The sequence below is a fragment of the Sphingopyxis sp. GW821-FHT12F08 genome (assembly GCF_058806755.1).
Genome location: NZ_JBXAQA010000002.1, coordinates 466,056 through 491,872 on the forward strand (window position 1 = coordinate 466,056; position 25,817 = coordinate 491,872).

At 65.0% G+C, this 25,817-nt stretch carries 25 protein-coding genes; 9 read left to right on the forward strand and 16 right to left on the reverse strand.

Annotated features, from left to right (window positions below):
* Positions 1–64: 64 nt before the first annotated feature.
* On the reverse strand, positions 65–631 hold the full coding sequence (locus AC1RNQ_RS07030; protein ID WP_493170008.1) for a TetR/AcrR family transcriptional regulator: 567 nt from the start codon (positions 629–631) through the stop codon (positions 65–67).
* A 237-nt stretch (positions 632–868) separates the two neighbouring features.
* Between AC1RNQ_RS07030 and AC1RNQ_RS07035 the strand changes: the two genes are divergently transcribed.
* Entirely contained in the window at positions 869–1,948 is a 1,080-nt protein-coding gene (locus AC1RNQ_RS07035; protein WP_493170009.1) for an aromatic ring-hydroxylating dioxygenase subunit alpha, read from the forward strand.
* A gap of 12 nt (positions 1,949–1,960) precedes the next feature.
* Here the strand turns inward: AC1RNQ_RS07035 and AC1RNQ_RS07040 are convergent, their stop codons facing one another.
* The 10 genes from AC1RNQ_RS07040 to AC1RNQ_RS07085 form a co-directional block, all read right to left on the reverse strand.
* Positions 1,961–2,746: a CmcJ/NvfI family oxidoreductase gene (locus AC1RNQ_RS07040; RefSeq protein WP_493170011.1), complete on the reverse strand. Its 786-nt coding sequence runs from the start codon at positions 2,744–2,746 to the stop codon at positions 1,961–1,963.
* Positions 2,743–3,732: an aldo/keto reductase gene (locus AC1RNQ_RS07045; protein ID WP_493170012.1), complete on the reverse strand. Its 990-nt coding sequence runs from the start codon at positions 3,730–3,732 to the stop codon at positions 2,743–2,745. Before AC1RNQ_RS07045 ends, AC1RNQ_RS07040 begins: the two co-directional genes overlap by 4 nt.
* Positions 3,729–4,898 carry a 4-hydroxybenzoate 3-monooxygenase gene (gene pobA, locus AC1RNQ_RS07050; RefSeq protein ID WP_493170013.1) on the reverse strand — a complete coding sequence of 390 codons (1,170 nt, stop codon included), beginning with the start codon at positions 4,896–4,898 and terminating at the stop codon, positions 3,729–3,731. Before pobA ends, AC1RNQ_RS07045 begins: the two co-directional genes overlap by 4 nt.
* Positions 4,899–4,901: 3 nt before the next feature.
* Positions 4,902–5,837 carry a Gfo/Idh/MocA family oxidoreductase gene (locus AC1RNQ_RS07055; RefSeq protein WP_493170014.1) on the reverse strand — a complete coding sequence of 312 codons (936 nt, stop codon included), beginning with the start codon at positions 5,835–5,837 and terminating at the stop codon, positions 4,902–4,904.
* A gap of 38 nt (positions 5,838–5,875) precedes the next feature.
* Positions 5,876–6,259: a hypothetical protein gene (locus AC1RNQ_RS07060; protein WP_493170015.1), complete on the reverse strand. Its 384-nt coding sequence runs from the start codon at positions 6,257–6,259 to the stop codon at positions 5,876–5,878.
* 42 nt (positions 6,260–6,301) lie between these two features.
* A complete protein-coding gene (locus tag AC1RNQ_RS07065) occupies positions 6,302–7,150 on the reverse strand; it encodes a class III extradiol dioxygenase subunit beta (RefSeq protein WP_493170016.1) in 849 nt (282 codons plus the stop codon).
* Between the two features lies 1 nt (position 7,151).
* Entirely contained in the window at positions 7,152–7,592 is a 441-nt protein-coding gene (gene ligA / locus AC1RNQ_RS07070; RefSeq protein ID WP_493170017.1) for a protocatechuate 4,5-dioxygenase subunit alpha, read from the reverse strand.
* Positions 7,589–8,608, reverse strand: a complete 1,020-nt coding sequence (locus AC1RNQ_RS07075) for an amidohydrolase family protein (RefSeq protein WP_493170018.1) — start codon at positions 8,606–8,608, stop codon at positions 7,589–7,591. The genes ligA and AC1RNQ_RS07075 overlap by 4 nt, the downstream gene beginning before the upstream one ends.
* Entirely contained in the window at positions 8,605–9,429 is an 825-nt protein-coding gene (locus AC1RNQ_RS07080; RefSeq protein WP_493170596.1) for a DUF1932 domain-containing protein, read from the reverse strand. The genes AC1RNQ_RS07075 and AC1RNQ_RS07080 overlap by 4 nt, the downstream gene beginning before the upstream one ends.
* A gap of 79 nt (positions 9,430–9,508) precedes the next feature.
* Positions 9,509–10,675: a LysR substrate-binding domain-containing protein gene (locus tag AC1RNQ_RS07085; RefSeq protein ID WP_493170019.1), complete on the reverse strand. Its 1,167-nt coding sequence runs from the start codon at positions 10,673–10,675 to the stop codon at positions 9,509–9,511.
* Positions 10,676–10,800: 125 nt separating this feature from the next.
* Between AC1RNQ_RS07085 and ligK the strand changes: the two genes are divergently transcribed.
* The 8 genes from ligK to AC1RNQ_RS07125 all read left to right on the forward strand — a co-directional run bounded on the left by ligK (position 10,801) and on the right by AC1RNQ_RS07125 (position 20,099).
* Positions 10,801–11,475, forward strand: a complete 675-nt coding sequence (gene ligK / locus AC1RNQ_RS07090) for a 4-carboxy-4-hydroxy-2-oxoadipate aldolase/oxaloacetate decarboxylase (RefSeq protein ID WP_493170020.1) — start codon at positions 10,801–10,803, stop codon at positions 11,473–11,475.
* Positions 11,476–11,529: 54 nt separating this feature from the next.
* Complete coding sequence (locus AC1RNQ_RS07095; RefSeq protein WP_493170021.1) at positions 11,530–12,582, forward strand: 4-oxalomesaconate tautomerase; 1,053 nt, start codon at positions 11,530–11,532, stop codon at positions 12,580–12,582.
* Entirely contained in the window at positions 12,579–13,472 is an 894-nt protein-coding gene (locus AC1RNQ_RS07100; protein WP_493170023.1) for an amidohydrolase family protein, read from the forward strand. Before AC1RNQ_RS07095 ends, AC1RNQ_RS07100 begins: the two co-directional genes overlap by 4 nt.
* Before the next feature lie 6 nt (positions 13,473–13,478).
* A complete protein-coding gene (locus tag AC1RNQ_RS07105; RefSeq protein ID WP_493170024.1) occupies positions 13,479–13,946 on the forward strand; it encodes a formate dehydrogenase subunit gamma in 468 nt (155 codons plus the stop codon).
* Positions 13,943–15,517, forward strand: a complete 1,575-nt coding sequence (locus tag AC1RNQ_RS07110; RefSeq protein WP_493170025.1) for an NADH-ubiquinone oxidoreductase-F iron-sulfur binding region domain-containing protein — start codon at positions 13,943–13,945, stop codon at positions 15,515–15,517. Before AC1RNQ_RS07105 ends, AC1RNQ_RS07110 begins: the two co-directional genes overlap by 4 nt.
* 4 nt (positions 15,518–15,521) lie before the next feature.
* Entirely contained in the window at positions 15,522–18,368 is a 2,847-nt protein-coding gene (gene fdhF, locus AC1RNQ_RS07115; protein WP_493170026.1) for a formate dehydrogenase subunit alpha, read from the forward strand.
* An 11-nt stretch (positions 18,369–18,379) separates the two neighbouring features.
* Positions 18,380–18,616, forward strand: coding sequence for a formate dehydrogenase subunit delta (locus AC1RNQ_RS07120; protein WP_493170027.1), 237 nt, complete (start codon positions 18,380–18,382; stop codon positions 18,614–18,616).
* Between the two features lie 379 nt (positions 18,617–18,995).
* Complete coding sequence (locus AC1RNQ_RS07125) at positions 18,996–20,099, forward strand: diguanylate cyclase domain-containing protein (RefSeq protein ID WP_493170028.1); 1,104 nt, start codon at positions 18,996–18,998, stop codon at positions 20,097–20,099.
* A gap of 49 nt (positions 20,100–20,148) precedes the next feature.
* On the opposite strand, the gene AC1RNQ_RS07130 is transcribed toward AC1RNQ_RS07125, so the two are convergent.
* The 5 genes from AC1RNQ_RS07130 to AC1RNQ_RS07150 form a co-directional block, all read right to left on the reverse strand.
* Positions 20,149–20,862, reverse strand: coding sequence for a PilZ domain-containing protein (locus AC1RNQ_RS07130; protein ID WP_493170029.1), 714 nt, complete (start codon positions 20,860–20,862; stop codon positions 20,149–20,151).
* Positions 20,863–21,430: 568 nt separating this feature from the next.
* Positions 21,431–21,715 carry a DUF3325 domain-containing protein gene (locus tag AC1RNQ_RS07135; RefSeq protein ID WP_493170030.1) on the reverse strand — a complete coding sequence of 95 codons (285 nt, stop codon included), beginning with the start codon at positions 21,713–21,715 and terminating at the stop codon, positions 21,431–21,433.
* Positions 21,712–23,349 carry a PepSY-associated TM helix domain-containing protein gene (locus tag AC1RNQ_RS07140; RefSeq protein ID WP_493170031.1) on the reverse strand — a complete coding sequence of 546 codons (1,638 nt, stop codon included), beginning with the start codon at positions 23,347–23,349 and terminating at the stop codon, positions 21,712–21,714. The genes AC1RNQ_RS07135 and AC1RNQ_RS07140 overlap by 4 nt, the downstream gene beginning before the upstream one ends.
* Positions 23,271–23,561, reverse strand: coding sequence for a hypothetical protein (locus AC1RNQ_RS07145; protein WP_493170032.1), 291 nt, complete (start codon positions 23,559–23,561; stop codon positions 23,271–23,273). The genes AC1RNQ_RS07140 and AC1RNQ_RS07145 overlap by 79 nt, the downstream gene beginning before the upstream one ends.
* 103 nt (positions 23,562–23,664) lie before the next feature.
* On the reverse strand, positions 23,665–25,785 hold the full coding sequence (locus AC1RNQ_RS07150) for a TonB-dependent siderophore receptor (RefSeq protein ID WP_493170033.1): 2,121 nt from the start codon (positions 25,783–25,785) through the stop codon (positions 23,665–23,667).
* Positions 25,786–25,817: the final 32 nt, after the last annotated feature.

A 25,817-nucleotide genomic window follows, 5' to 3' on the forward strand; every position in this document is an offset into this window, starting at 1 on the left:
GCAGACGGCCGGTGGAGCAGACTTTCCTCGCAAGCGAAGAAGCAGCTCAAGGGATCGCCGCGGCCTAGAATTCTACACTGGGCTCGCGCTGCTGCATGGTCGCGATGCGATCGGCGGGAACGCCGAGGCCCTGCAGCACGATCCGAGACACCTGTTCGGGCTGGTCGTCGGGGCTGCCCTCGACCAGATGCGTGATCATCGCAGCGTGACAGGTACCGAGCACCAGATCGCGTCCGACGCGTGCCTCGCCGACGGTGAATTCCCCCTCCGCAATGCCCGCTTCGATCGTCTGCAGCGCAGAAGCGAAGGTTTCGGCACCGAACAATGGGCCACTCGCTCCGATCTGGACCATCGCCCATCCCCAATCGGGATCGGTGCGCACGCGCCGAAGATAGCATCGCATCGCGAAATCGACTTGATCGGAAGCGCTGGGAAGGCGGTTCATCGCCGCGATCACCGCCAGCGTGAAATCATGCGCCAGATCATAGGCGAGCGCTTCGAACAGCGCCTCCATGCTGGCGAAATAATTATAGAAGGACGCGCGCGATGTGCGCGCCTCGGCACAGACTTCCTCGATGCGGACGCTGCGCCCGCGGGCATTGCCGATCAGGCGAAAGGCCGCGTCGAGCATTCGCCGCCGCGTGCGCTCCTTGCGCTGGGCGTCATGCGCCCGGCGGCCCGCGCCCGGGGCATCCGCCGCGGCCGAATTTGCCGGGGAGTCGATCGGTCCATCACCTTGCATCGCCGGCTTCTCTCGGCTGCGCGGTCCGGTTCCGTCAAGCCGGAGGATTGATATTGACATTTAGTCTAAATGTAAATTACATTGGCCTGAGATGCAAATATGCATAATCGATGGGGAGAATGACCGATGAGCCAGTTTCTGCGCAACGCCTGGTATGTCGCGGCATGGGCCGACGAAGTGAGTGACAAGCCGCTGGGGCGCACGCTGCTGAACGAGCCGGTGGCCTTTTACCGCAAGGCCGATGGCACGCCGGTCGCACTGCAGGATCGCTGCCCGCATCGCTTCGTGCCGCTTTCGCTCGGATGGGTAAAGAATGACGAACTGATGTGCGGCTATCACGGGCTGACATTCGACGCCGCCGGCACCTGCACCGACCGGCGCGCCAATGCGATGACGAAGGATCGCTTTTGCCTGCGCCATTACCCGGTGGTCGAGCGCTATGGCTGCATCTGGATATGGATGGGCGACGTCGATCGGGCCGATGCGACCCTCATCCCGCATTTCCATTTCTTCGATTCATCGACCCATGTCATCGCCGGACGCGGCATCACGCATATCAAAGCGAATTACACGCTCGAGCTCGACAATCTGCTCGACCTCAGCCACCTCGATTTCGTCCACCCGACTACGCTTTCCAACGGCGAAATCGTCGGCGGCGAATATAAGGTCTATCAAAAGGGCAATACGGTGCACAGCGACTGGTGGGTTCCGAACTCGCCTGCGCCGCACCAGTTTGCCGCGCTGATGCCCTTTCACAGCGATCCGGTGTGGGATCGGGCGAAACAGGACGGGCGCATCGATTTCTGGCTCGATATGCGCTGGGACGCGCCGGGCACGCTGTATCTCGACGTGGGCGTCGGCCCGGCGGGCTGCGATCGCGCGGCGCCGATCGACATGGTGCAGGCGCATTTCGTGACGCCGGAAACCGATACGACCACCCATTATTTCTGGGTATATACCAACACCGATCTCGGCCAGTCGCGCGAGTTTCTCGACGGCTTCCTTGCCGTCGCCAAACGCGCGTTCAATGACGAGGATCGCCCGATGCTCGAGGCGCAGCAACGCGCGATGAAGGGTACCGACTTCTGGGCCGAGGAACCGATGGTCCTCGCCGAGGATGCCGGCGCGGTACGCGCTCGCCGTATCCTCGACCGGCTGATCCGCGAAGAACGGGCGGCCGAGGCCATGCCCGTCGCGGCCGAATAGCCCGAATCGGGGTCAGGCGTACCAATAGGCGACCGCGCGCATCTCGATGCTCGCGCGCGGATGGCAATCGGCGGGGACGAGCGGGTTGTCGAAGGCGACGTGCGGGACGGGGTTCATGGCCTGTGAATCGCTGGTCTTGAAGATGATGGCCTCGTCGCGCGTCATCTCGGGAAACCAGTGCCAGCGGTGGGCGGAATTGGCCGCGAGCAACCAGCTTTCAAACCCCCATTCGGGCTTGCCCGGTTCGTCGAACAGCGCATCGGCGATCATCAGGTCGGCGGCGGCGACGCTGGTCGCGTCGCACAGCGCCAGCGGCACATCCTGCGGCGCCCCGGAAAAGCTGCGCCAGACATTATATTGGGCGTAACGGCGCAGCGACCTGCCGTCGGGGACACTCCGCGCGGCCAGACCGGCGGCGGTGTCCGCCGTGACATCGACATGGGCGAAGCGCGCCGGCATCGAATTGTTGAGCCGGCCCGCCTGCCGCGATTTCTCGCCAAAGCGCAGGATGCCCGGGCCCGTGACGAACACCGCGTCGGCACCGGTCTGGCCAAGCAGCAACTCGATGATTTCGGCGGGGTGCCGCGCGGCTACCGCGTCGCGGTCCTCGAAGCTTGCAACCTCGCTGCGATGCGCAACCAGGCAGAAACCTTCCCGATCGAGCGAGGTCGGCACGGCGCGGCCGTTGGCAATCATATGTTCCTGCCCGTCGATGACGACCGTGTCGCGCGCATGGTCGTTGGCGTAATAGCACTGGCGAAAATCGGTCCGCGCGGCGTAATTGATGACCGCTTTCATGGATAATCCTCCGTATCGATACTCGGGCGCACGGCGTCGGGATAGCGATGGCCCGACACCGTTTGCTGGTTCACCAGCGCGTCGATTTCCGCTGCGGCGTCGTCCGGAATCGCCCAGTCGCGGTGCGCGAAATTTTCCTCGAGATGATCTATCCGCGCCGTACCCGGAATGGCGTGAATATGGTCGCCGCGCGCCTGCAGCCAGGCCAGGCAGAGCTGCGCCGGGGCGACCCCCTGCTCCTCCGCCAGCCGGTTGAAGCCGTCGACCAGCCGCAAATTGCGCGGCCAGTTTTCGCCGTCGAAACGCGGCATCCTTCGCCGCAGGTCGGTTTCGGTCAGTGCCTGCGGATCGCGCAACCCGCCCGCGAACACCCCGCGCGCAAGCGGTGAAAAAGCAACGAACGCGATGCCGAGTTCGCGGCACGCATCAAGCACGCCGATCTCCGCGTTGCGGGTCCACGGCGAATATTCGGTCTGGACGGCGGCGAGCGGATGGACCGCATGCGCGGCGCGGACATGCGCCGCCGACCATTCGGATACGCCGACGCCCCCGATCTTTCCGGCGGCCACCAGGTCCGCCATCGTCCCGATCATATCGGCGAGCGGCACCTTCGGGTCGAAACGATGGAGATAGTAAAGATCGACATGGTCGGTCTGGAGCCGCCGCAGCGATTCGTCGATCGCCCGCCGGATCGCGTCCGGCGAACAATCGACGCCGCGGCGTGCGCCATCGACGACGATCCCCATCTTGGTTGCGAGGAAAAATTCGCGCCGCCGGCCCGCCAGCGCCTTGCCGATCAGCGCCTCATTATGACCCGCGCCATAGATGTTGGCGGTGTCGAGATGGTCGTAACCGAGGTCGAGCGCCCGGTGGAGCAGCGCCGCCGCGTCCGCCTCCGACGGCGGCGTGCCATAGGCCCAGCTGAGCGACATGCAGCCGAGGCCGACGGGTTGGACCACGCGGTCGCCGAGCTTGCGCGCGCTCACAGCGGAAGCCCGACGTAATTTTCGGCAATCGCCGTCTGCGCCGCGCGCGACGAGGCGATATAGTCGAGTTCGGCCATCTGCATCTGTCGTTCGAAGGGCCCGTCGTCGGGGAAACGGTGCATCAGCTTGGTCAGCGACCAGCTGAACCGCTCGGCTTTCCACACCCGCGCCAGCGCTTTCGTCGAATAATCGGCGACGCCGTCCGGGTCGCCACGGCGAAAATAGCCGACCAACGCATCGGACAGATAGGAGACGTCGGAGGCCGCAAGATTGAGCCCCTTGGCGCCGGTTGGCGGCACGATATGCGCGGCATCGCCGGCAAGGAACAGGCTGCCGTATCGCATCGGTTCGAAGACATAGGAGCGCAGCGGCGCAATGCTCTTTTCGATCGCCGGGCCGCGCGTGATGCGTGCCGCGGCATCGGGACCGAGGCGGACCGCCAGTTCGTCCCACAAACGCTTGTCGGACCAGTCCTCGACCCGTTCGGTGAGCGACACGTCGATATAATAACGGCTGCGCGATTTCGATCGCATCGACGCGAGCGCGAAACCGCGTGCATGATTGGCATAGATCAGTTCGTCGTGACACGGTGGGACATCGGCCAATATGCCCAGCCAGCCGAACGGATAGACGCGCTCATATTCGCGCGCCGCCGACGCGGGGATCGCGCGGCGCGACGGGCCGTGATAGCCGTCACAGCCGACGATGAAGCGCGCATCGATCCGCCGTTCGCCGCCATCCTTGATAAAGCTGATATAAGGCGCATCGCTATCGATGCCGTGGAGGGCCACACCCTCCGCCTCATGGATGATTTCCAGCCCGCGGCCGGGGGCGGCATCCATCAGGTCGCGTGTCACCTCGGTCTGGCCATAGACGGTGACATGCTTGCCGGTGAGACCGAAGGTGTCGATGCGGATCATCCGTTCGCCGTCGGCAAGGCAGAAGCCTTCTTCGAGCAGGCCCTCGCGGCGAAGCCGTTCGTCGATCCCCAACCGTTCGAGCAGGTCGGTCGTCGTCCGTTCGAGCACACCGGCGCGGATGCGGCCGAGCACATGGCCGGCCGAGGCGCGTTCGACGAGGACGCAATCAACCCCCTCGGCACGCAACAAATGGCCGAGCAGCAGTCCGGCCGGGCCGGCACCGATAATGGTAACCTGCGTCTTCACCGATCAGAACTGTTGCTCGAGATCGTGCAGCACCTTGTAGCAGGGCAGCACCTGCGCGACCGAGCTGTTCGGTTCGCGCCCCTCGCGGATCGCGGCGATGAATTCGCGGTCCTGCAATTCGATGCCGTTCATGCTGACATCGACGTGGCTGACGTCGATCGTCTCTTCCTTGCCGGTCACCAGATCGTCGTAGCGCGCGATATAGGTGCCGGTGTCGCCGATATAGCGGAAGAAGGTGCCGAGCGGCCCGTCGTTGTTGAAGCTCAGCGACAGGGTACAGATCGCGCCCGACGCGGCCTTCAGCTGGATCGACATGTCCATCGCGATGCCCAGATCGGGATGATGCGGCCCTTCGATCGCATTGGCCTTGACGATCGGCCCCGCTTGCCAGGCGAACAGGTCGATCGTGTGCGCGGCATGGTGCCACAGCAGATGGTCGGTCCAGCTGCGCGCCTCGCCCTTGGCGTTCATATTCTTGCGGCGGAAGAAATAGGTCTGGACATCCATCTGCTGGATATTGAATTCGCCGGCCACGATCTTGTTGTGGACATATTGGTGCGAGGGGTTGAACCGCCGCGTATGGCCGACCATGCAGACGAGCCCGGTTTCCTGGCTCTTTGTCAGCACCGCCTCGGCATCGGCCCAGCTGTCGGCGAGCGGGATTTCGACCTGGACATGCTTGCCCGCGTCCATGCAGGCGATCGCCTGCGCCGCGTGCATCTGGGTCGGGGTGCAGAGGATCACCGCATCGACATCGTCGCGCGCCAGCGCATCCGCCAGTTCGGTCGAGCTGTGCCGCGCGCCATATTTGGCGGCGACCGCGGCCGCCTGTTCGGCGGTGCGGCTGATGATCGAGACGATCTCCACGCCGTCGATCCGCTTCAGTCCGTCGAGATGTTTCTCGCCAAAGGCGCCGGCACCGGCAAGGGCAATCCGCATGTCATTCTCCACTTTCGTTCTGGCGCCAGCCGCGCCGTTCATATCTTCAGTTTTTCGATCAGGCCGCGGGCGTTGTCCCGAAATTCGCTGCCCGCGCGCCGCAAATCCTGTACCGACCGCTGATAGGCGGCGTCGGCGGTGTCGATCGCCACGGCGGGCCATTGCGCCTGGTGCAGCGCCAACACGCTGCGCATCTCCGACAGGGCGCTGGCGAAATCGCGGCACGCCGCTGCCTCCGCCCCGGCCACTTCGCACGCCCGAAGCGCGGTCCGCATTCCGACCAGGCTGTCCTGCAACTGCTTGCGCAGGCCGACCAGCGTCCGCCGCCAGTCGGCATCGGTTGCGGCGCTGTTCGCGACGATCCGGTTCTGGGTTCGTTCAAAACCGCTAAAGTGCTCGCTGAGCTCCTGCCATGCCGACATAGTCCCTCTCCCGCAAAGACCGATGCCCCGCCCCGCCGTGGTTCATGTTTCGGCGGGTTCCAGGACGATATGGCCGATCGCCGTGTTGCTGCACGGAATATGATAATGACGATGCAGGCAGCGGGTCTTCGCTCCCAGCGCGCCGCGCATCACCAGCCACATCACCATCTCGATCCCCTCGCTGCCCGTTTCGCGCAGATATTCGATATGCGGGATATGCCGCGCCGCATCACTGTCGCCGACCAGCGCGTCGAGGAACTTATTGTCCCATTCGCGGTTGAGCAGCCCGGCGCGCGGTCCCTGCAACTGGTGGCTCATGCCGCCGGTGCCCCAGATCTGGACGTTCAGATCCTCGGGGAAGCTTTCGACCGCGCGCGCGATCGCCTCGCCGAGCGCCCAGCAACGGTTGCCCGACGGCACCGGATAGGTGACGACATTGACCGCCAGCGGCACGACCTTCACCGGCCATTTGTCGGGGGTGCCGAACATCATCGACAAGGGTACGGTCAGGCCGTGATCGACGTCCATCTCGTTGATGATCGTCATATCGAAATCGTCGAGGATCAGGCTTTGCGCGATGTGCCACGCCAGGTCGGCATGGCCTTCGACCTCGGGAACCTGCCGCGGACCCCAGCCTTCGTCGGCGGGCTTGTAGCGTTCGCCGCAACCGATCGCGAAGGTCGGGATGATCTTCATGTCGAAGGCGGAGGCATGATCGTTATAGACGAGGATCACGACATCGGGCTTGGCCGTGTCGCGCTCCCATTGGCGGGTCCATTCATAGCCCGCAAAGATCGGGCCGAAATAATCGTCCCCGGTTTTCCGCTGGTCGACCGCGACGCCCAGCAGCGGCACGTGGCTGGAGCCGACACCGGCAGTAAGACGCGCCATTTCAATTGTCTCCCTTGCTGTCCGCGGCGCCCGCGGCGGCACGATTGGCTTTGATCGATCGGTTGCCCTCGGGCGAACGCCCGCCGTTCAGCATCATGTCGCGATATTCGGGAAAGCTCATATCGGTCATCGTCGACACCGCCTCGGCAAAGCTCAGCCCGTCGGTCGAAAAGACCTTGGCGAGGAAATAGACATTGCCGCCAAGGTCGAGGCAGCGATTATAGTCGCGCGCCAATATCGCCGCCTTCTGCTCGTCCGACATCGGCCATTCTTCCAGATAGGCACGCTCGTCGGCCTTCCAGCGTTCGCGGTTTTCGGGCGTCATCAGGCTCATCGCGAACTGGTTCAGCCAATATCCCCGGCGCGCACGCGCCGCGGTAAACACGCGCGTGCCCGGAATATCGTCGAGCTCGGCGAGATAGTCGTGGATGTTCTGCGTCACCGGCCCTGCTCCTTCAACCGCGCGTCGAGCCGCGGGAAAACCCGGCGCGCATTGCCCTCGAAAATCATGTGACGCGCGTCATCGCCGATCGCGAGCGCGTCGACATAGCGTTTGGTGTCGTCGAAATAATGGCCCGTCGTCGGGTCGATGCCGCGCACCGCGCCGACCATTTCCGACCCGAAGAGGATATTCTTGTTGTCGATGACATCGGCCAGCAGGTCGATCCCCGGCTGGTGATAGACGCAGGTGTCGAAGAAGATATTGTTCATCAGATGCGTGTCGAGCCCGGGCTTTTTCAGCATGTCGGCGAGCCCGCGATAGCGCCCCCAATGATAGGGCACCGCACCGCCGCCATGCGGGATGATGAAGCGCAGGCCGGGGAAATCGGCGAACAAATCGCCTTCGAGCAGCTGCATGAAGGCGATGGTGTCGGCGGCGATATAATAGCCGCCGGTCGCGTGCATCGCCGGATTGCAGCTGCCCGAGACATGGATCATCGCCGGGACGTCGAGCTCGACCATCTTTTCGTAGAAGGGATACCAATAGCGGTCGGTGAGCGGCGGATGGGCGAAATGGCCGCCGCCGGGATCGGGATTGAGGTTGCAGCCGATAAAGCCGAGCTGGGTGACGCAGCGTTCGAGCTCTGCGATGCTCGCGCCCATGTCGGCCTTGGGCGATTGCGGCAGCATGCACACGCCGGCAAAGGTTTCGGGAAACAGATCGACGACGCGCGCGATCAGGTTGTTGCAGCGATATGCCCATTTGGTCGCAACGCCCTCGTCGCCGACATGCGGCGCCATCGCGGAGGCGCGCGGCGAAAAAATCGTCATGTCGGCGCCGCGTTCCTTGATCAGGCGGAGCTGGTTGGCCTCGATCGTCTCGCGGATTTCGGCGTCGGAAATCGCGGGATAGGGCGGCGGCGCAACGCCCGCCTTATACGCCGCCTTCTGTTCCTCGCGCCAGGCATCGTGGGCCGTGGGCAGCACCGTATAATGGCCGTGGCAATCGATAATCATCGTCCTGCGTTCCTCACCATCGCCAACTTGGCTTCAAGTCCTGCGGGGGGCGCGGCGATGCCAAGCCCGCCGAGCTGCGCCTGGCGCGCCACCGTGCCGCGGGTCATCAGCGGTTCGATACCGAGCGCCACCAGCGTCTTGACCACTTCGGCCATCTCGGCGGCCCGCCGCCCGCCATGGACGAGCATCCGGTCGATCCGGTAGTCCGCGTCGGTCGCCCAGTCGCCCCCGAAGCTGCCCAGCACCTCGCCGGTCACCCCGGCGCGCTCGCACGCGATCAGGCATTCGGCGGTCAGCGCCTCGACACCCTTGACCATCACCGAGCGCAGCATCTTGATCGTCGAGGCGCGCCCGACATCGTCGCCGACGATCCGCAAATTGGTAAAACCGAGCGCGGCCAGTACCGCCCCTCCCGCTTCGGCATCCGGCCCTGCCAGCAGCAAGGGCGTCGCCAACCGCGACGGATTGACCGGCGCCATCACCGCCACATCGACATAGCGCCCGCGCGCCGCCCCGATAGCCTCCGCCGCCGCGCGTTTGGTGTTGGGGGCGACCGAATTCATGTCGAAGAAAAAGGCACCGGGCGCGATCAGCGGCGCGGCATCCTGCGCGACCGACAGCGCGTTGTCGGCGGTTACGACGCTGATGACAGAAGGCGCTTCGGCCAGCGCTTCGGCCAGCGAAGCACATCCCCGCACCGCGGCCGCGTCGAAATCGACCGGGCGAATGTCGAAGGCGCGCGCGTCGCCTTCCCAGCCTGCCGCGCGGGCAAAGGTCGAGCCAGCCTCTCCAAAGCCGATCAGGGTCAGCGTCTGCATCATTGCCTTCATCGTGCCGAACCGGCGGCGGCGCGACCAATCGGAAGCAAGGGCTTCCTATAAGTTTTAGCTAATTTCTTGGCTATCCCGCAATCCGCGCCGCCGATTCCAGATGGCGCAGGAAGGCCGCCTGCATCGCCGTCGGCCGCCACATCGCGCGGTGCGTCACGCCGATGTCGCGCACAAAATTTGCGGGCAGTTCGGCTACGACCTCCAGCCAGCCGGCCTCCAGCTCGACCGCCACCTGATCGGGCGACAGGAGCGTCAGGAAATCGCTGTCGATCATGATCTGGCGGATCATCATGACCGAGCCGCAGGCGATCGGAACCGCGGGGTGCGCGATGCCCGCCGCGTCGAAAAGCCGCGCCCATTGCGCGCGCAGCGGGGTGCCCACCTCGGGAACGATCCACGAATATTCTGCCAGCAAGGGCAAGAGCGCGGCCCAGTCCCGGGTCGTCGCCGCGTCCAGCACCGGATGTCCGGGCCGGCCCAGAACAACCGGATAATCGTTGAACAGTGAATGCTGGTCGAGTTCGTCGCCGGGCACCAGTGCGCGCAGCGCGCCGATCATCACATCGATCGACCCGTCGCGCAGCGGCTCGACCAGTTCGTGCCACGCGCCTTCCATCACGCTGATCCGCGCATCGGGATATTCGCGATAGAAGGCCGCAATCGCCGCGGGGAGGACGCGGGCACGCGACAATGGCATCGCGCCGATCGCGATCCGTCCCGTCTCGGCGCCCTTCAGCGCCTCGATTTCGGCGAACCCCGCCGCGAATTCGGAGCGCGCCAGACGAAAGGCGCGCAGCGTCTTGCGTCCGCTGTCGGTAAAGGCAAGGCCGCGCCCCCGCCGTTCGACCAAGCTGCGCCGGAGGACGAGCGCGAGATCGCCAACCGCGCGGTGCAGCGATGGCTGGGATAATCCGGTGAGCGCGGCGGCGGCGGCATAGCTGCCCGCCTCGCCAAGGGCGAGCAGCGCCCGCAGCTGCGTCATCGTCACCCGTTTGCTGCCGACATAGGCGAGCGCGGCATCGATGCGCGCGGACAATTGCCGCGCCGCAGCGGTCGGCTCCATCCCGTCGGGCCGCCGCTCGAACAGTGGCAGGCCGAGCAGCTTTTCGAGCCGCACCACCGCCTGGGTGATCGCCGGCTGGGTGATGCTGACGGCCTGCGCGGCCGACGAGATGCTGCCCAGCCGCGTGACGGCGGACAGCGCCCGCAGGTGTCGAAGATTGAGCTGCCAAAGCATAGGATCGATGAATTAGCATGACCTTATACCGGTTTCAAACTTCCGAATGTCTTTTGCCGGACGGGTTTCCTAGACATATCCGATCAGCTGTCCCCGATGATGGGGGCTCGCTTCGGGAGAGCCCTATGAGCGGTATCGTCGTCCAGAATATCGAACGCGCCGACGCCAGCGTCATCGCATCGCTCGAACGTTGCGGCGTGTCGACCGTGCACGAGGCGCAGGGGCGAACGGGGCTGCTCGCCAGCACTATGCGCCCGATCTATGCCGGTGCGCGGATCGCGGGCAGCGCGGTCACCATTTCGGCCCCGCCCGGCGACAACTGGATGGTGCATGTCGCGATCGAACAACTGCAGGCTGGCGACATATTGGTCATCGCTCCGACCAGTCCGTGCGAGGACGGTTATTTCGGCGACCTGCTCGCGACATCGGCGCAGGCCCGCGGCTGCAAGGGGCTGATCATCAACGCCGGCATTCGCGACGTGCGCGACCTTACCGAAATGCAATTCCCCGTTTGGTCGAAGGCGGTGTTCGCACAAGGGACGATCAAGGCGTCGCTGGGATCGGTGAACGTCCCCGTCGTCTGCGCCGGCGCGCCGATCGCCGCGGGCGACGTGATCGTCGCCGATGACGACGGCGTCGTCATGGTGCCGCGCGAAAAAGCCGCCGAGGTGGCAAAGGCCGCCGAAGCGCGCGAAGCGAACGAGGCCGACAAGCGCGCACGTCTTGCCGCCGGCGAACTGGGTCTCGACATGTACAAGATGCGCGAAAAGCTGGCCGCGATGGGGCTGAAATATGTCTGATCGGCCCCTTCGGCAAAAGCCGGCACCGGTCTTGCGCCAGGAAGGGGCCGCGACATGACGGCCGTCCGCTGCATGTGGATGCGCGGCGGAACGTCGAAGGGCGGCTATTTCCTGAAGGACGACCTGCCGGCCGATACAGCGGCGCGCGATGCCTTGCTGCTGCGCATCATGGGTTCGCCCGACCCCGTGCAGATCGACGGCATGGGCGGCGCCGACCCGCTGACCAGCAAGGTTGCGGTGATCGCCGGATCGGCGCGTGAGGGCGTCGACGTCGACTATCTTTTCCTGCAGGTTTTCGTCGACCAGGCGATCGTCAGCGACGCGCAGAATTGCGGCAACATCCTCGCCGGGGTCGGCCCCTTCGCGATCGAGCGCGGCCTCGTCGCCGCGACCGGCGACGAAACGCGCGTCACCATCTTCATGGAAAATACCGGGCAGGTCGCGGTCGCGACGGTTGCGACGCCCGGCGGCCAGGTAACCTATGACGGCGCGGCACGGATCGACGGGGTGCCCGGCACCCACGCGCCGATCCCCATCGAGTTTCGCGACACGGCGGGGTCGTCGTGCGGCGCGCTGCTGCCGACCGGGCGGGCGGTCGAGACGGTCGATGGCGTCCCCGTCACGTTGATCGACAATGGCATGCCCTGCGTCGTGATGAAGGCGGCCGACTTCGGCATCACCGGCTATGAGGACCGCGACAGCCTCGACGCCAATAGCGCGCTCAAAGCGCGGATCGAGGCCATTCGGTTGGCGGTCGGCGAGCGCATGAACCTGGGCGATGTGCGCGAGAAATCGGTGCCGAAGATGATGCTTGTCGCCCCGCCGCGTCATGGCGGCGCGGTGACCGTGCGCAGCTTCATTCCGCACCGCGCCCATGCTACGATCGGCGTGCTCGGCGCCGTGAGCGTCGCAACCGCCTGCCTGATCGAGGGATCGCCAGCCGCGGAGGTCGCAGCGGTGCCGTCGGGCGCGCGCAAGACGCTGTCGGTCGAACATCCGACGGGTGAGTTGAGCTGCATCCTCGACCTCGATGACGATGGCGCGGTGCAATCGGCAGCGCTGCTGCGCACCGCGCGCAAATTGATGGACGGAGTGGTTTTCGGATGATCCTTCGACAAGCTCAGGACGATCGGGAGCGGATAACAAGCTGGCACGGCAGTCCGTCGAAGCCGCACTACACCCCGCCGCCCGGCGCGGTCGATGCCCATTGCCATGTCTTTGGGCCGATGGCGCAATTTCCGTTCGGCGCGAAGGCCAAATATCTGCCCGAAGATGCCGGCGCCGAGGCGCTGTTCACGCTGCGCGACCATCTGGGTTTCGCGCGCAACATCATCGTCCAGGCCAGCTGCCACGGCACCGACAATGCCGCGACGCTCCACGCCATAGCGGTATCGAAGGGCCGGGCACGCGGGGTCGCCGTGGTCGATCCCGCGATCGACGAAGCCGCGCTGCAGGCGCTGCACGACGGCGGCATCCGCGGCATCCGCTTCAATTTCCTGAAACGGCTGGTCGACGACGCACCGAAGGACAGGTTCCTCGACGTCGCGCGGCGCCTTCCTGCGGGCTGGCATGTCGTCGTCTATTTCGAGGCCGACATATTGGAGGAGCTGCGCCCCTTCCTCGATGCCATCCCGGTGCCGCTGGTGATCGACCATATGGGCCGCCCCGACGTGTCGCAGGGCCCCGACGGCCCCGACATGCGCGCCTTTCGCCGCCTGCTCGATGCGCGCGACGACATCTGGTTCAAGGCGACCTGCCCCGACCGGCTCGACACGACGAACGACCCATGGGACGATTTCGCACGCGCGGTCCGACCGCTGGTCGAGGATTATCCGGACCGCGTGCTGTGGGGCACCGACTGGCCGCACCCCAACATGCAGGACAATGTCCCCGATGACGGCCATCTGGTCGACATGATCCCGCGCATCGCGGCGACCGCCGACTTGCAACGGCGGATGCTGGTCGATAATCCGATGCGCCTCTATTGGACAGACTGATCACCGATGCGACGGGAAGAAGCCAAGACGCTGATCGACGACATGGTGCGCAACGAGGGTGCCGGACGCGACCGGCTGTTGCCGCTGCTGCACGCCGTACAGGACGAGATGGGATATGTCGACGACGCGCTTGTTCCGGTGATCGCCGCTGCACTGAACCTCAGCCGCGCCGACGTGCATGGCGTCCTCACCTTTTACCATGACTATCGCCGCAAACCCGCCGGGCGCCATGTCGTGAAGCTGTGCCGTGCCGAAAGCTGCCAGGCCCGCGGCGGCGCGGCGATCGAGGCGGCGGCGGCCGAGCGGCTGGGCGTCGCGATGGGCGAGACCCGCGGCGACGGGCAGGTGACGCTCGAGCCCGTCTATTGTCTCGGCCTCTGCTCCATCGGTCCCAATGCGCTGGTGAATGGCCGCCCCGTGGCACGCATCGACGGCGCTGCGCTCGACCGCATCGCCGCCGAGGTCGCGGCATGACGCGCGTCTTCATCAGCCGCGACATGGCGTCGGTCGCGCTCGGCGCCGACGATGTCGCGCGCGATTTCGTTGACGCGGGTTGCGAGGTCGTGCGCACCGGATCGCGCGGATTGTTCAGCATCGAGCCGCTGGTCGAGGTCGAAACGGCCGAGGGGCGGATCGGCTATGGCCCCGTCGCATGCGGCGATGTGACGCGGATCCTGGATGGCACGCATCCCGGCCGGCTGGGCGATGTCGGCGCCCTGCCCTTCTTTGCGGCCCAGCAGCGCTTCACCTTTGCCCGCTGCGGGATCGTCGATCCGCTGAGCCTTGCCGACTATGCCGCGCACGGCGGCTGGACCGGCCTCGACATCGCCCGCGCCGCCGAGCCGCAGGCGGTGGTCGATACGGTCAAGGCGAGCGGGCTACGCGGGCGTGGCGGCGCGGGCTTTCCCACGGGCATCAAATGGCAGACGGTGCTCGATGCGCCGGGCGCCCCCAAATATACCGTGTGCAACGCCGACGAAGGCGACAGCGGTACTTTCGCCGACCGCATGCTGATGGAAGGCGATCCCTATTGCCTGATCGAAGGCATGGCGATTGCCGCGCACGCGGTCGGTGCGAGACATGGCTATATCTATATCCGCAGCGAATATCCCTTTGCGATCGACACAATGCGACAGGCGATCGCGCTTTCGGCGGGCCGGATAGCACCGTTCGTGCTCGAAGTGCGCGCCGGCGCCGGCGCCTATGTCTGCGGCGAGGAAACCGCGCTCCTCGACAGCATCGAGGGCAAGCGCGGACAGGTGCGCGCCAAGCCGCCGCTGCCGGCGCTTTCGGGCCTGTTTGGCAAGCCGACGGTCATCAACAATGTATTGAGCCTTGCCGCCGTGCCCTTCATCCTGGCCGAGGGCGCGGGCGCCTATGCCGATGTCGGCTTCGGCCGCTCGCGCGGGACGATGCCCATCCAGCTTGCCGGCAATGTGAAACATGGCGGCCTGTTCGAGGTCGGCTTCGGTATCACGCTCGGCGAGCTGGTGAACGACATCGGCGGCGGCACGGCGAGCGGCCGGCCGGTGCGCGCGGTGCAGGTCGGCGGCCCGCTCGGCGCCTATTTCCCGCCGCCGCTGTTCGACCTGCCGTTCGATTATGAAGCTTTCACGGCTGCCGGCGGGCTGGTCGGTCACGCCGGGATCACCGTCTTCGACGACAGCGTCGACATGGCGCACATGGCGCGCTTCGCCATGGAATTCTGCGCGGTCGAAAGCTGCGGGAAATGTACGCCGTGCCGGATCGGATCGACGCGCGGAGTCGAAATCATGGATCGGATCATGGATGCACGAGGGGGGATATCCTCGATACAGGAGGGCCTTGCCGGGCCACTGGGCAAGGCGCTCCACTCGCGCAGCCCCGATCGCATCGACGTCGGCATCGACGCGCAGACCGCGCTGCTGCGCGATCTGTGCGACACGATGAAATATGGCTCGCTCTGCGCGCTCGGCGGCTTTACCCCCTATCCGGTTCTGAGCGCGCTCGACCATTTTCCCGAAGATTTTGGCGCCCCTGCGCCGGTCGCCGACGCAGCGGAGTAAGGACATGGGCTTCACCCGCGAAACCGACCATGGCACCCCGCCAGCGCTGGCGACGGGCCGCAATGTCACGCTGACAATCGACGGCGAGCAGGTCACGCTTCCCGAAGGCACGTCGATCATGCGCGCTGCCTCGCTCAGCGGCGGGTCGATCCCCAAGCTTTGCGCGACCGACAACCTCGAAAGCTTCGGCTCATGCCGCCTCTGCCTCGTCGAGATCGAAGGCCGCGCCGGCTATCCCGCATCGTGCACCACGCCGATCGCCGAGGGCATGGTCGTGCGCACCCAGACCGATCGGCTGAAACAACTGCGCCGCGGGGTGATGGAACTCTATATCTCCGACCATCCGCTCGATTGCCTGACCTGCGCCGCAAACGGCGACTGCGAACTGCAGGATCAGGCGGGCGCGGTCGGGCTGCGCGAAGTGCGTTACGGCTATGACGGCGCGACCAACATGGGGCAGCCCAAGGACCAGTCGAACCCCTATTTCGATTTCGATCCGTCGAAATGCATCGCCTGTTCGCGGTGCGTGCGGGCGTGCGACGAAGTTCAGGGTACCTTCGCGCTCACCATAGAGGGTATGGGGTTCAACTCGAAAGTCGCCGCTTCGCAGGACGACGCCTTCCTCGCCTCCGAATGCGTGTCATGCGGCGCGTGCGTACAAGCCTGCCCGACCGCTAGCCTGATCGAAAAGAAGGTGGTCGAGGTCGGAACGCCCGACCGCGCCGTCGTCACGACCTGCGCCTATTGCGGCGTCGGCTGCACCTTCCGCGCCGAGATGCGTGGTGAGGAGCTGGTCCGCATGGTGCCGTGGAAGGACGGCAAGGCCAATCGCGGCCACAGCTGCGTCAAGGGGCGCTTCGCCTGGGGCTACGCCCGGCATCAGGACCGTATCCTGGGTCCGATGATCCGCGCGAGCGTGACCGAGCCGTGGCGCGAGGTGAGCTGGGACGAAGCGATCGCGCACACCGCGAGCGAATTCCGCCGCATCCAGGCGCAATATGGAACGCACGCGGTCGGGGGCATCACGTCGAGCCGCTGCACCAACGAGGAGACCTTCCTCGTCCAGAAAATTATCCGCCAGGGGTTTGGCAACAACAATGTCGATACCTGCGCGCGCGTCTGCCACTCGCCGACCGGCTATGGGCTGAAGACCACCTTCGGAACCTCGGCGGGGACGCAGGATTTCGACAGCGTGATGCAGTCCGACGTCATTCTCGTCATCGGCGCCAATCCGACCGACGGGCACCCGGTGTTCGCCAGCCGGATGAAGCAGCGGCTCCGTCAGGGTGCCAAATTGATCGTCGTCGACCCGCGCCGCATCGACCTCGTCAAATCGCCGCACGTCGAGGCCGAGCATCATCTGCCGCTTCGTCCGGGCACCAATGTTGCGGTGCTGACCGCGATGGCGCATGTCATCGTGACCGAAAAGCTTTACGACGAAGCGTTCATCCGCGAGCGATGCGATTGGGACGAATTCCAGGACTGGGCCGATTTCGTGTCGGAGGCGGCGCGCTCGCCCGAAGCGATCGAGCCGCTGACCGGCGTGCCCGCCGACGATCTGCGCGCGGCCGCGCGCCTTTATGCAACCGGCGGCAATGCGGCGATCTATTATGGCCTCGGCGTCACCGAACATAGCCAGGGCAGTTCGACCGTGATGGCGATCGCCAACCTCGCGATGGCGACAGGCAATATTGGGCGCGAGGGCGTGGGGGTGAACCCGCTGCGCGGTCAGAACAATGTTCAGGGCGCGTGCGACATGGGCAGTTTCCCACACGAGTTTTCGGGCTATCGCCATGTGTCGGACGACGCGGCGCGCGCCATGTTCGAGAGCGCCTGGGGCGTCAAACTCGATTCCGAGCCCGGCCTGCGTATCCCCAACATGCTCGACGCCGCGACCGACGGCAGCTTCAAGGCGCTGTTCATCCAGGGCGAGGACATCCTCCAGTCCGACCCCAACACCCGGCATGTCGCCGCGGGTCTCGCGGCGATGGAATGCGTCGTCGTCCAGGATCTCTTCCTCAACGAAACCGCCAATTACGCGCATATCTTCCTGCCCGGATCGACCTTCCTCGAAAAGGACGGGACCTTCACCAACGCCGAACGCCGCATCCAGCGCGTCCGCAAGGTGATGGCGCCATTGAACGGATATGCCGACTGGGAGATCGTCCAGCTCGTCGCCAACGCGATGGGGCTCGGCTGGAGCTATGGCCATCCGTCAGAGATCATGGACGAGATCGCCGCGCTCACTCCGACCTTCGCGGGCGTCCATTACGACCGGCTGGAGGCAGAAGGCTCGCTGCAATGGCCCGCGAACGACGCGGCGCCGGGTGGGACCCCGACGATGCACATCGACGGCTTCGTGCGTGGCAAGGGCAAGTTCGTCGTCACCGATTATGTCCCGACCGACGAGAAGACCGGGCCGCGCTTCCCGTTGCTGCTCACGACGGGGCGCATCCTCAGCCACTATAATGTCGGCGCACAGACGCGGCGCACCGCGAACACCGCCTGGCACTCCGAGGACCGGCTGGAAATTCACGCCAGCGACGCCGAGAACCGCGGCATCAAGGATGGCGACTGGGTGAGCCTGCGCAGCCGCGCCGGCGAGACCAGCTTGCGCGCGCTGATTACCGAGCGCGTCGCGCCGGGTGTGGTCTATACGACCTTCCACCATCCCGACACACAGGCCAATGTCATCACCACCGACTATTCGGACTGGGCGACCAACTGCCCCGAATATAAGGTGACGGCGGTGCAGGTCGGGCTTTCGAACGGCCCGTCGGACTGGCAGGGAGACTATGCCGATCATGCCCGCCGGAGCCGTCGTATCGCGCCGGTCGAAGCGGCGGAATGAAGGGCAGCGCCATGACCGACGAAACCGGCGTGATGTCGACCGGAGATCGCCTGATCTACATGGCGAACCAGATTGCCCGCAATCTGGCCGCGGAAGGCCCCGAGCAGGCCGCGGCGATGGTCGCGGACCATATTTGCCATTTCTGGGATCCCGAAATGCGGCGCCGCATCCTGCTGCTGGCGCAGGAAACGCCCGATGCCCTGTCGCCGATCGCGGCGGCGGCGATCGGTCGGATTGCGGCGGTTTGAGCCGCGGGGCCGTCGTCGTCGCGCCGTGCGACCTGATCGAACCGCGACACAGGCCTTTGTCGATGGCCTGACGGAGCGACCGATATTCGCATGACGCGGATCGCATGCGCGTCGATCTCGCGACGCACGAATGCCAAGGATTCGCGCGTCATGTTTCTTCGCGGCCTCGATCTGGATCGTCTTGCCGGTCGAAGGATTGCGCCCTTCCCGCGCGGCGCTGACCTAATGGTTGGCATCATACGAGATATTAACGAACTTTGGTCATCGTCGCCCTATGAGACGGTCGGACTCCCCGACGCCAATTGCGCGCACGGCCCGCTTCAGGGGCTTCCCGGACCCTGCCGCGCTTCCGCTCCCCGTCTATCGCGAATTCATCGACATGCTGTTCGGCATGGCACTGCCGATCTTCGGATTTGGCGCGGTCTTTGTGGGCATATGCCTGTTGGTTGCCCGCGAGCTCGACAGCACCCTCCTCCTTGGCCTCGCAGTGCTTGGCGCACTGGCGACTGCTTTGCGCCTCGCGGCGCTCCACGCTTACCGGCGCGCGTCACCGATCGGCGATTTCGAGGGGCTGATGCGCTGGGAGCGGCGCTATGCGATCGGGAACTATGCCCTCGCGGCGTTCATAGCCGTTCTCAATGTCGCCGCGATCTCCGCTCACGAGCCGATGCTTCACCTCCTCACGATCAGCCTGGTGTTCGGCTTCGGCGCGGGCATCGTATCGCGGATCGCGGTAAGGCCGAAAGTCTGCGTCATCAGCCTGTTGCTCGCGACCCTGCCGACAATAGCTGCGCTCGCGCTTCATGCACTCAAGCCGCACCCTGATCCGGTGCATACGGAGCTGTTTCTGATCGAGGCCTTCATCGTCGCGATGATCACCGGGCTCAGCCTCCAGACCGTCGCGCATCTTTACCGGTCCGCAGTCGAGCATCACACGGCGCGGCATGATATGGCGCTGCTCGCCAAGAAGGACGCCCTGACCGACCTTGCGAACCGCCTCTCGCTCCGCGAGCATTTTCAGGCGCGCATGGCAGCGGCGATGCGCACCGACAGCCAGGTCGCGGTGCATTTTCTCGATCTCGACGGATTCAAGGCGATCAACGATCATTATGGACATCCCGCGGGGGATGCGGTCCTGAAGGAAGTCGCGCGGCGGCTCGAGGCCATGGTTCGCGGCGAAGATGTGGTCGCGCGGCTTGGCGGCGACGAATTCATCGTGTTGCAAGCGGACCTGTTGCAGGACACCGAAGCCGAATTGCTCGCGCGCCGGATCATCCGGGAAATCAGCAAGCCCTATATTGTCGAGGACAACCTCCTGACCATCTCGGTCAGCGTCGGGATCGCAACGGCGCCCAGGATGGGTGTCGAGCTGGAGCGGCTCCTCGCATGCGCCGATGGCGCGCTTTACCGTGCCAAGGCCGGTGGAAAGGCCCGGGCTCTATTCCATATCGAGGTTGACTCGGCAAAGGCTGCCGCGGCGTAATACCACAGCGAGGCGCCCACGGAATGCAAGGCCTGTCTGGCCGTCCAGCTTAGCGTCGAAAGCGCACCAGGCTTTCAAGATCGGCGCGCTCAAGTGGCTGGGTAAACCAGAGCCCGCCGCGGCAGTCGCGCGACCAGCGAACGAGCGCGCGGCGCCGAAGCTCGCCCCCGGGGAGTACAAGGTCGAGTTCGATCCCCGGCTCGAGCGCGGTGTCGCAGAGAAAACCGGCCCCGCTCTGCGATATATCGACAAGGTCGATGGGCCGCGCTCCATCGCGAAAGATGAGGACAGCCTCGGCCTCGATCGGAAGCCTGAGTGCGCGATGGCCCTCAGCGCGCTGCTCCTCGCCGAGCGCTCGCAGCATGGCGGTCGCGTTAATCTTCCGGGTAAAGGCAATGCCGCAATGGCCGTCGGCCGCCCAAACGACATGGCCAGAAACGACGATGCTTTCGGAAAGCGCAATTTTGAGAGGTTCGCCAACCGCCACGGGAACGTCCGCCGCAAGCATCATTCCGTCGTCGGAGATGTTGCGCACGCGCCAGAGCCCGGTATCGTCGGCGCGGTGAACGCGTGCGATGCGGCAAACCGCGCGGTAGCGATCCGATCCGCGGCGGTCGTGCATCGCGCGCACGCCGCCGACGCTTTCATCTCCAAGTTGCGAATTGCCGGCGCCGTGCATCTCACCCTCCTTCTCCGAGCGCGGGTTCGATCGAGCAAAGAACCGCGTCGCTGCGGCGCCGGACAAATATCCGATGCCGAACACGTCGCCACGCCCCCAAGCAGGCGACTTCAGATGCGGTCCTGATAAAGCATAGTAGTTTTTACGTTACGGAATAGTCAAGATTTTTGAAACGCGTCGTCGGCAATCATCCGCAGCGAACGAGCCGGGCAACGGCAAACCTCGAACCCGCGGAACCTAAATGTGCGTGCCGGATTCCCATAAGTGGACAGCGTCCCAGAAGGCAAAGCCGTGCGGGCCAGACAGAGAGGTGAATCATGATTTCAAGGATTCTACTACCGATCATGATCCCGTGCGCCGGAGCATGTGCCAACCAGGTGGAGGCGCGTTCGGATCCTGAGGAAGTCGTAAGCGGGGAGTCGGTAGTGGATGCCGGCGCAGCGAAGCGGAAGTGTCCGAAACCGATTTCGCGATGCAGGATCCCGTAGCTTTAGACTGAACAAAGCTGTTCCGCCGACGCTTTGCCGGCGAGCATCCCTCATGTCAGGGGCGCAATTGGCCGATTACGGACTGACGGCTTTGTGGCGTTCATTGGCGGAAGCAGACATTGCCCGAGCCGCAATTGTCGTTCGCACGCGAAATGCTCCGAGCGTTAGCGCATAGAATTGCGCGCGGAGCGGAGCGAAAGCGCTGTCATCGTCAATAGCGCGCCGATGCTCGCGCCCCCCAGCCATTCGAGCGTTCCGACCGCCCATCCGAAACCTCTGCCTGCCAGAAAATACGCAAGAGCGAGGCTGAACAGGCCGCTCCATCGGGTGTAGCGTGCGGTTCCGACCGCAAGTTTGCGGCCGATCAGATCGGCTTGGTGACGCGCGCGCGACAGGCAAAGAAGCCCGAAACCGACGGTCGTGAGAAGCAGAAGAAGAATATGGGTCATACGGCCTCGGTCGCTGGCGAGGCAGCCGCCCGCTTGGCGGGCCGGCCCGTGGGTCTGACCTCGCGCCGCGTCGCCCTCGATGCCGCCCAACCGAAACCTGCGGCCACCAGCAGCATCGAAATGTCGAAGCCGGCAAAGACCCGGTCGCCGGCGGCAAGGCTGGCAATCAGCGACCTGTCGGTGGTCAGCGCGCTGACAATCGGAACGCACGCGAATGCCACGGCCGTCACCGCCAGAGACTCGGTCCAGGCGCGCCGCGTCGGGCGTGCGATCGCCCAGACGAATATGGCGCCCCATGCGATGAAAAAAGCGGCGATCTCACGGTCGCTTCGCCCGGCACCGCCAAGGGGCAACAGGCGGTTGGCGTGAAAATAGACGGCGATTGCGAAGGGCAGCCCGGCGATCGCGCCGATATTAAGCTTTTCGACAAGGCGAAAACCGAAATGCGGCCGATCGGGATCGGCCAGTTTCGCACGCCGCTTCACCGTCCACAGAATCAGGCCCGAGCCCACCATGACGCATCCGGCGACGCCCGAAAGGAAATAGAGGGTGCGAAGCACGCCGCTGGCAAAGCGGCCGGCATGCAGGCCGATCATCGTGCCTTCGGTCGCCGTCGCGGCGCCCGACGGATTGTGCGCGGAAATCAGCTTCCCGGTCACCCCGTCGAAAGTCAGCGAACGCGGCCGGACCGACATGCGCGCATCGGGAGCGGTTGACACGATGATCTGCGCCGTCCGGTCGCCGGGATTGAGGATGCGCAGGCTTCCGGCGCCGGCGCCCCAAACACGCTCGGCACGCTCGACCAGCGGCGCCACGGCGGTCAGCGGCGCTGGCCCCGTTTTCTCGGCCGGAGCCGGCCAGGGGAAAGTCGCCTCGAAGAATTTCTCTTCGCTGGCATAGTTGGCGGCGATCCCCCACGGCATATAGTGCGTCGCGAGGCTCACCAGCCCGGTATAAGTGATCATCAGGATGAACGGCAGGAAGAGTATGCTCGAGGCATTATGGGCATCGAGCCAGCTCCGCTGTCCCTTGCCGAGACGGAGCAGGAAGAAGTCGGCGATGATCTTCTTGTGGGTAACGATGCCCGAGAAGATCGCGACGAGCATTGCCATGGCGGCGATGCCGACGATCCAGCGCGCCCAGTACCAGTTGATATAGTGAAGGTCGTAGTGGAAGCGATAGAGGAACGCGCCGCCCCGCGTTTCGCGTGCTTCCGTCCTGCGCCCCGCCCCGTCGAGGCGTGCATCGGTCGGCGCGTCCGCCGGTGCGTCGGGGCCGTTGACCCAGTAGAGTTGCAGGCCCGCAGCGCGCTTGCCTGCCGAATAGACCGACCATTCGCTGGCACCCGACGCTTCGCGCGCGAGCCAGCGCGTGGCGGCGGCGAAACTCTCCGGACCGTCCGCCGGGAGGCTGCGGACCTCGGGCGTCATCCAGGCGGTGATCTCTTCCTGAAAATAGGAGGAAGTGCCGGTGACGAAGATCGCGAAAAGCAGCCAGCCGAGCAGCAGGCCGGTCCAGGTGTGAAGCCACGCCATCGATTGCCGGAAACCGTTCTTCACAGCCGGCCTCCCCAGGCAATGAGACACCAGTCGGCGAAGCCTGCAGCCGCGCCGGTCGCGATCAGCCCCACCCACAGGCGCGAAACCGAGCGAACGGCGAATGCGACCATCGCAATAGCGGCGAAGACGACAAAGGACAGAAGCGTCGCGCCGATCGTAGCCTGTTGGGGACTGCCCGGCAGCAGCCGGGCAAGCATCATGGTCAGCGCGCTCGTCACGGCATAGTTGAGAGGCACGGCCGCGAGCGCGCGCGGGACCACCTCCCGCCAAATATTTTCGTGCGCCATTTTCGTCGCCCTGCTCATGGCGCCCCTATTGCAACATTGCGACTGCCTCGCAATAGCCCGCAATCGTGCGCCATCGTCGAATGCGGCAGTCGATCGCGCGCGATCAGAAGCGATAGCCGATCGTGCCCATCACGTTGCGCGGCGCGCCGACGAAGCAGTCGCCACGCGCGAGGCAGGAGGCGAAATATTCATTGTCGAGCAGGTTCGTCGCGTTGACCGCGAAGCGCCAGTTGTTCCAGCTGATCTCGGCCAGCGCATCGACCGTCGTGCGCGACGGCGTGACGATCGACCAAACCGGACTGGTCGAGACGCTCTTGCCGCTGTAAACGACGCCGCCGCCCAGGCGCAGCTGCGCTTCGCCCGCAAGGCCGAAGGTCTTGGTCGACCAGAGCGACGCGGTGTGACGCGGCATATAGTCGAGGCTGGTGTTGGTTTCCGACCGGAGCTTCGAATGGCCGTAATTGGCGAGCAGTTCGAAATTGCCGGGAATCGTGTGGCTGGCCTCGATCTCGAAACCCTTGGTATTGAGTTCGCCCGACTGGGTGGTGCCGCCGGCGGCGAGATAAAGGACGCGGTTGCGTTCCTTGATCTTGAATGCGGTGGCCGTGACGAGGGTGTTCGGAGTCGGCTGCCATTTCACGCCGGCTTCGTACTGGGTGCCCGTCTGCGGGACGTAGGGATCGCCAAAGGTGCCGTCGCCATTGTCGATGCGGCCCGCGACCGGCAGGAAGCTTTCGGTGTAGCTGAAAAAGGGCGAGAAGCCGGCGCCGACCTCGCCGATGATGCCGGCGCGGAAGGTCGTGGCATTGTCCTTCTGCCCCGACGAGCCGGTGACCCGGTCGCGGCGGGTACCCAGCACGACCGAAACGCGATCGAAGAAGCGGATCTGGTCCTGGACGTAGATGCCCAGCTGCTTCTGGCTTTCGGTGGTGAAGGGGCCGCTGGGCTCGTAGGTCAGCAGCGCATCATAATCGATGTCGTAGAGGTCGACGATCTCGAAACCGAAGATGCCGCGCTTTTGCACCTTGTTCCAGCTGTAATCGATGCCGACCAGCAGCTTGTGCTCGATATTCGCGCCGGTGGCGAAATTGAACTGGAGATTGTTGTCGGTCGAAAAGACGTTCATCCGCGCGTCGCTGGCGTCGGCGTAGAGGCCGATGGTGCGACCGTCGGTGCCATAGACCGAAAAGGGGTCCTGCGGGTTCGAATAGCTGTCGGCATAATGGGTCTTATATTCGAGGTCGCTGTCGATATAGCGGGCCTTGAGGCTGATCTGCACATTGTCCGAGAAGCGGTGGGTGATCGATCCGCCGCCCTGCAGCGAGCGCCCGGCATAGCGGTCCCAGCCGGGCTTGCCGACGAAGGTGTAGCGATCGAGCTGCTCGCCGGCGACGCTGTTGGGCAGGAAGGTGCCGACGATCGGCAGGAACTGCGAGGTCGAGCCGGTGTCGTCCTCCTGATAGAGGCCGGTCAGCACGATGTCGGTATCGGGGGTCGGTTGCCAGCGGATCGAGGGCGCGAACATGATACGGTCGTCGGGGACATGGTCGACATAGGTGTCGGCGTCGCGGGCGCGGCCGACCAAGCGAACCGCGAGATTGTCGGCAAGCGCCAGGTTGATGTCGCCCAGCACTTCCTTGCGGTCATAGCTGCCATAGACGAGGTTGATTTCGCCGCGCGTGGTGAAATCGGGCGTCTTGCTAACGAGGTTGACGAGGCCGCCGATCGACCCCTGGCCGAACAGCACGGAGGCCGGGCCGCGCACGATCTCGACGCGCGAGAAATTATAGGGGTCCGAGGTGATCGAGGCGTAATAGGAGAAGATGTCGCGCATGCCGTCGCGGAATTGCAGCGCATCGAGGCCGCGGACGTTGAAGCCGTCGACGCGGGTGTCGCGGCCATAGGGGTTGGCGAGGACACCGGCGGCATATTTCACCGTGTCGCTGATGCTGATCGCGCCCTGCGCCTCATATTGGTCGTCGGTGATGACCTTGACCGGCTGCGGCAGTTCCATCAGCGCGGTATCGGTCTTGGTTCCGGTATAGCCGGTGACGACGATCATGTCCTCGCCGGTGCCCGCATCGGCTTCGGCAGTGGCGGTTTCGGCCGCCGCGTCGTCGTGATCGGCCGACATGGCACCGTCCGCGCCCTCGCTCGCCCACGCCGGATTGGCAACAAAAGCCAGCGCGGCGGCTCCGCATAGCGCGATCATTCGGACGGTCATGGCGCTTCCCCTTTTTGCGACTCAATCTCAAT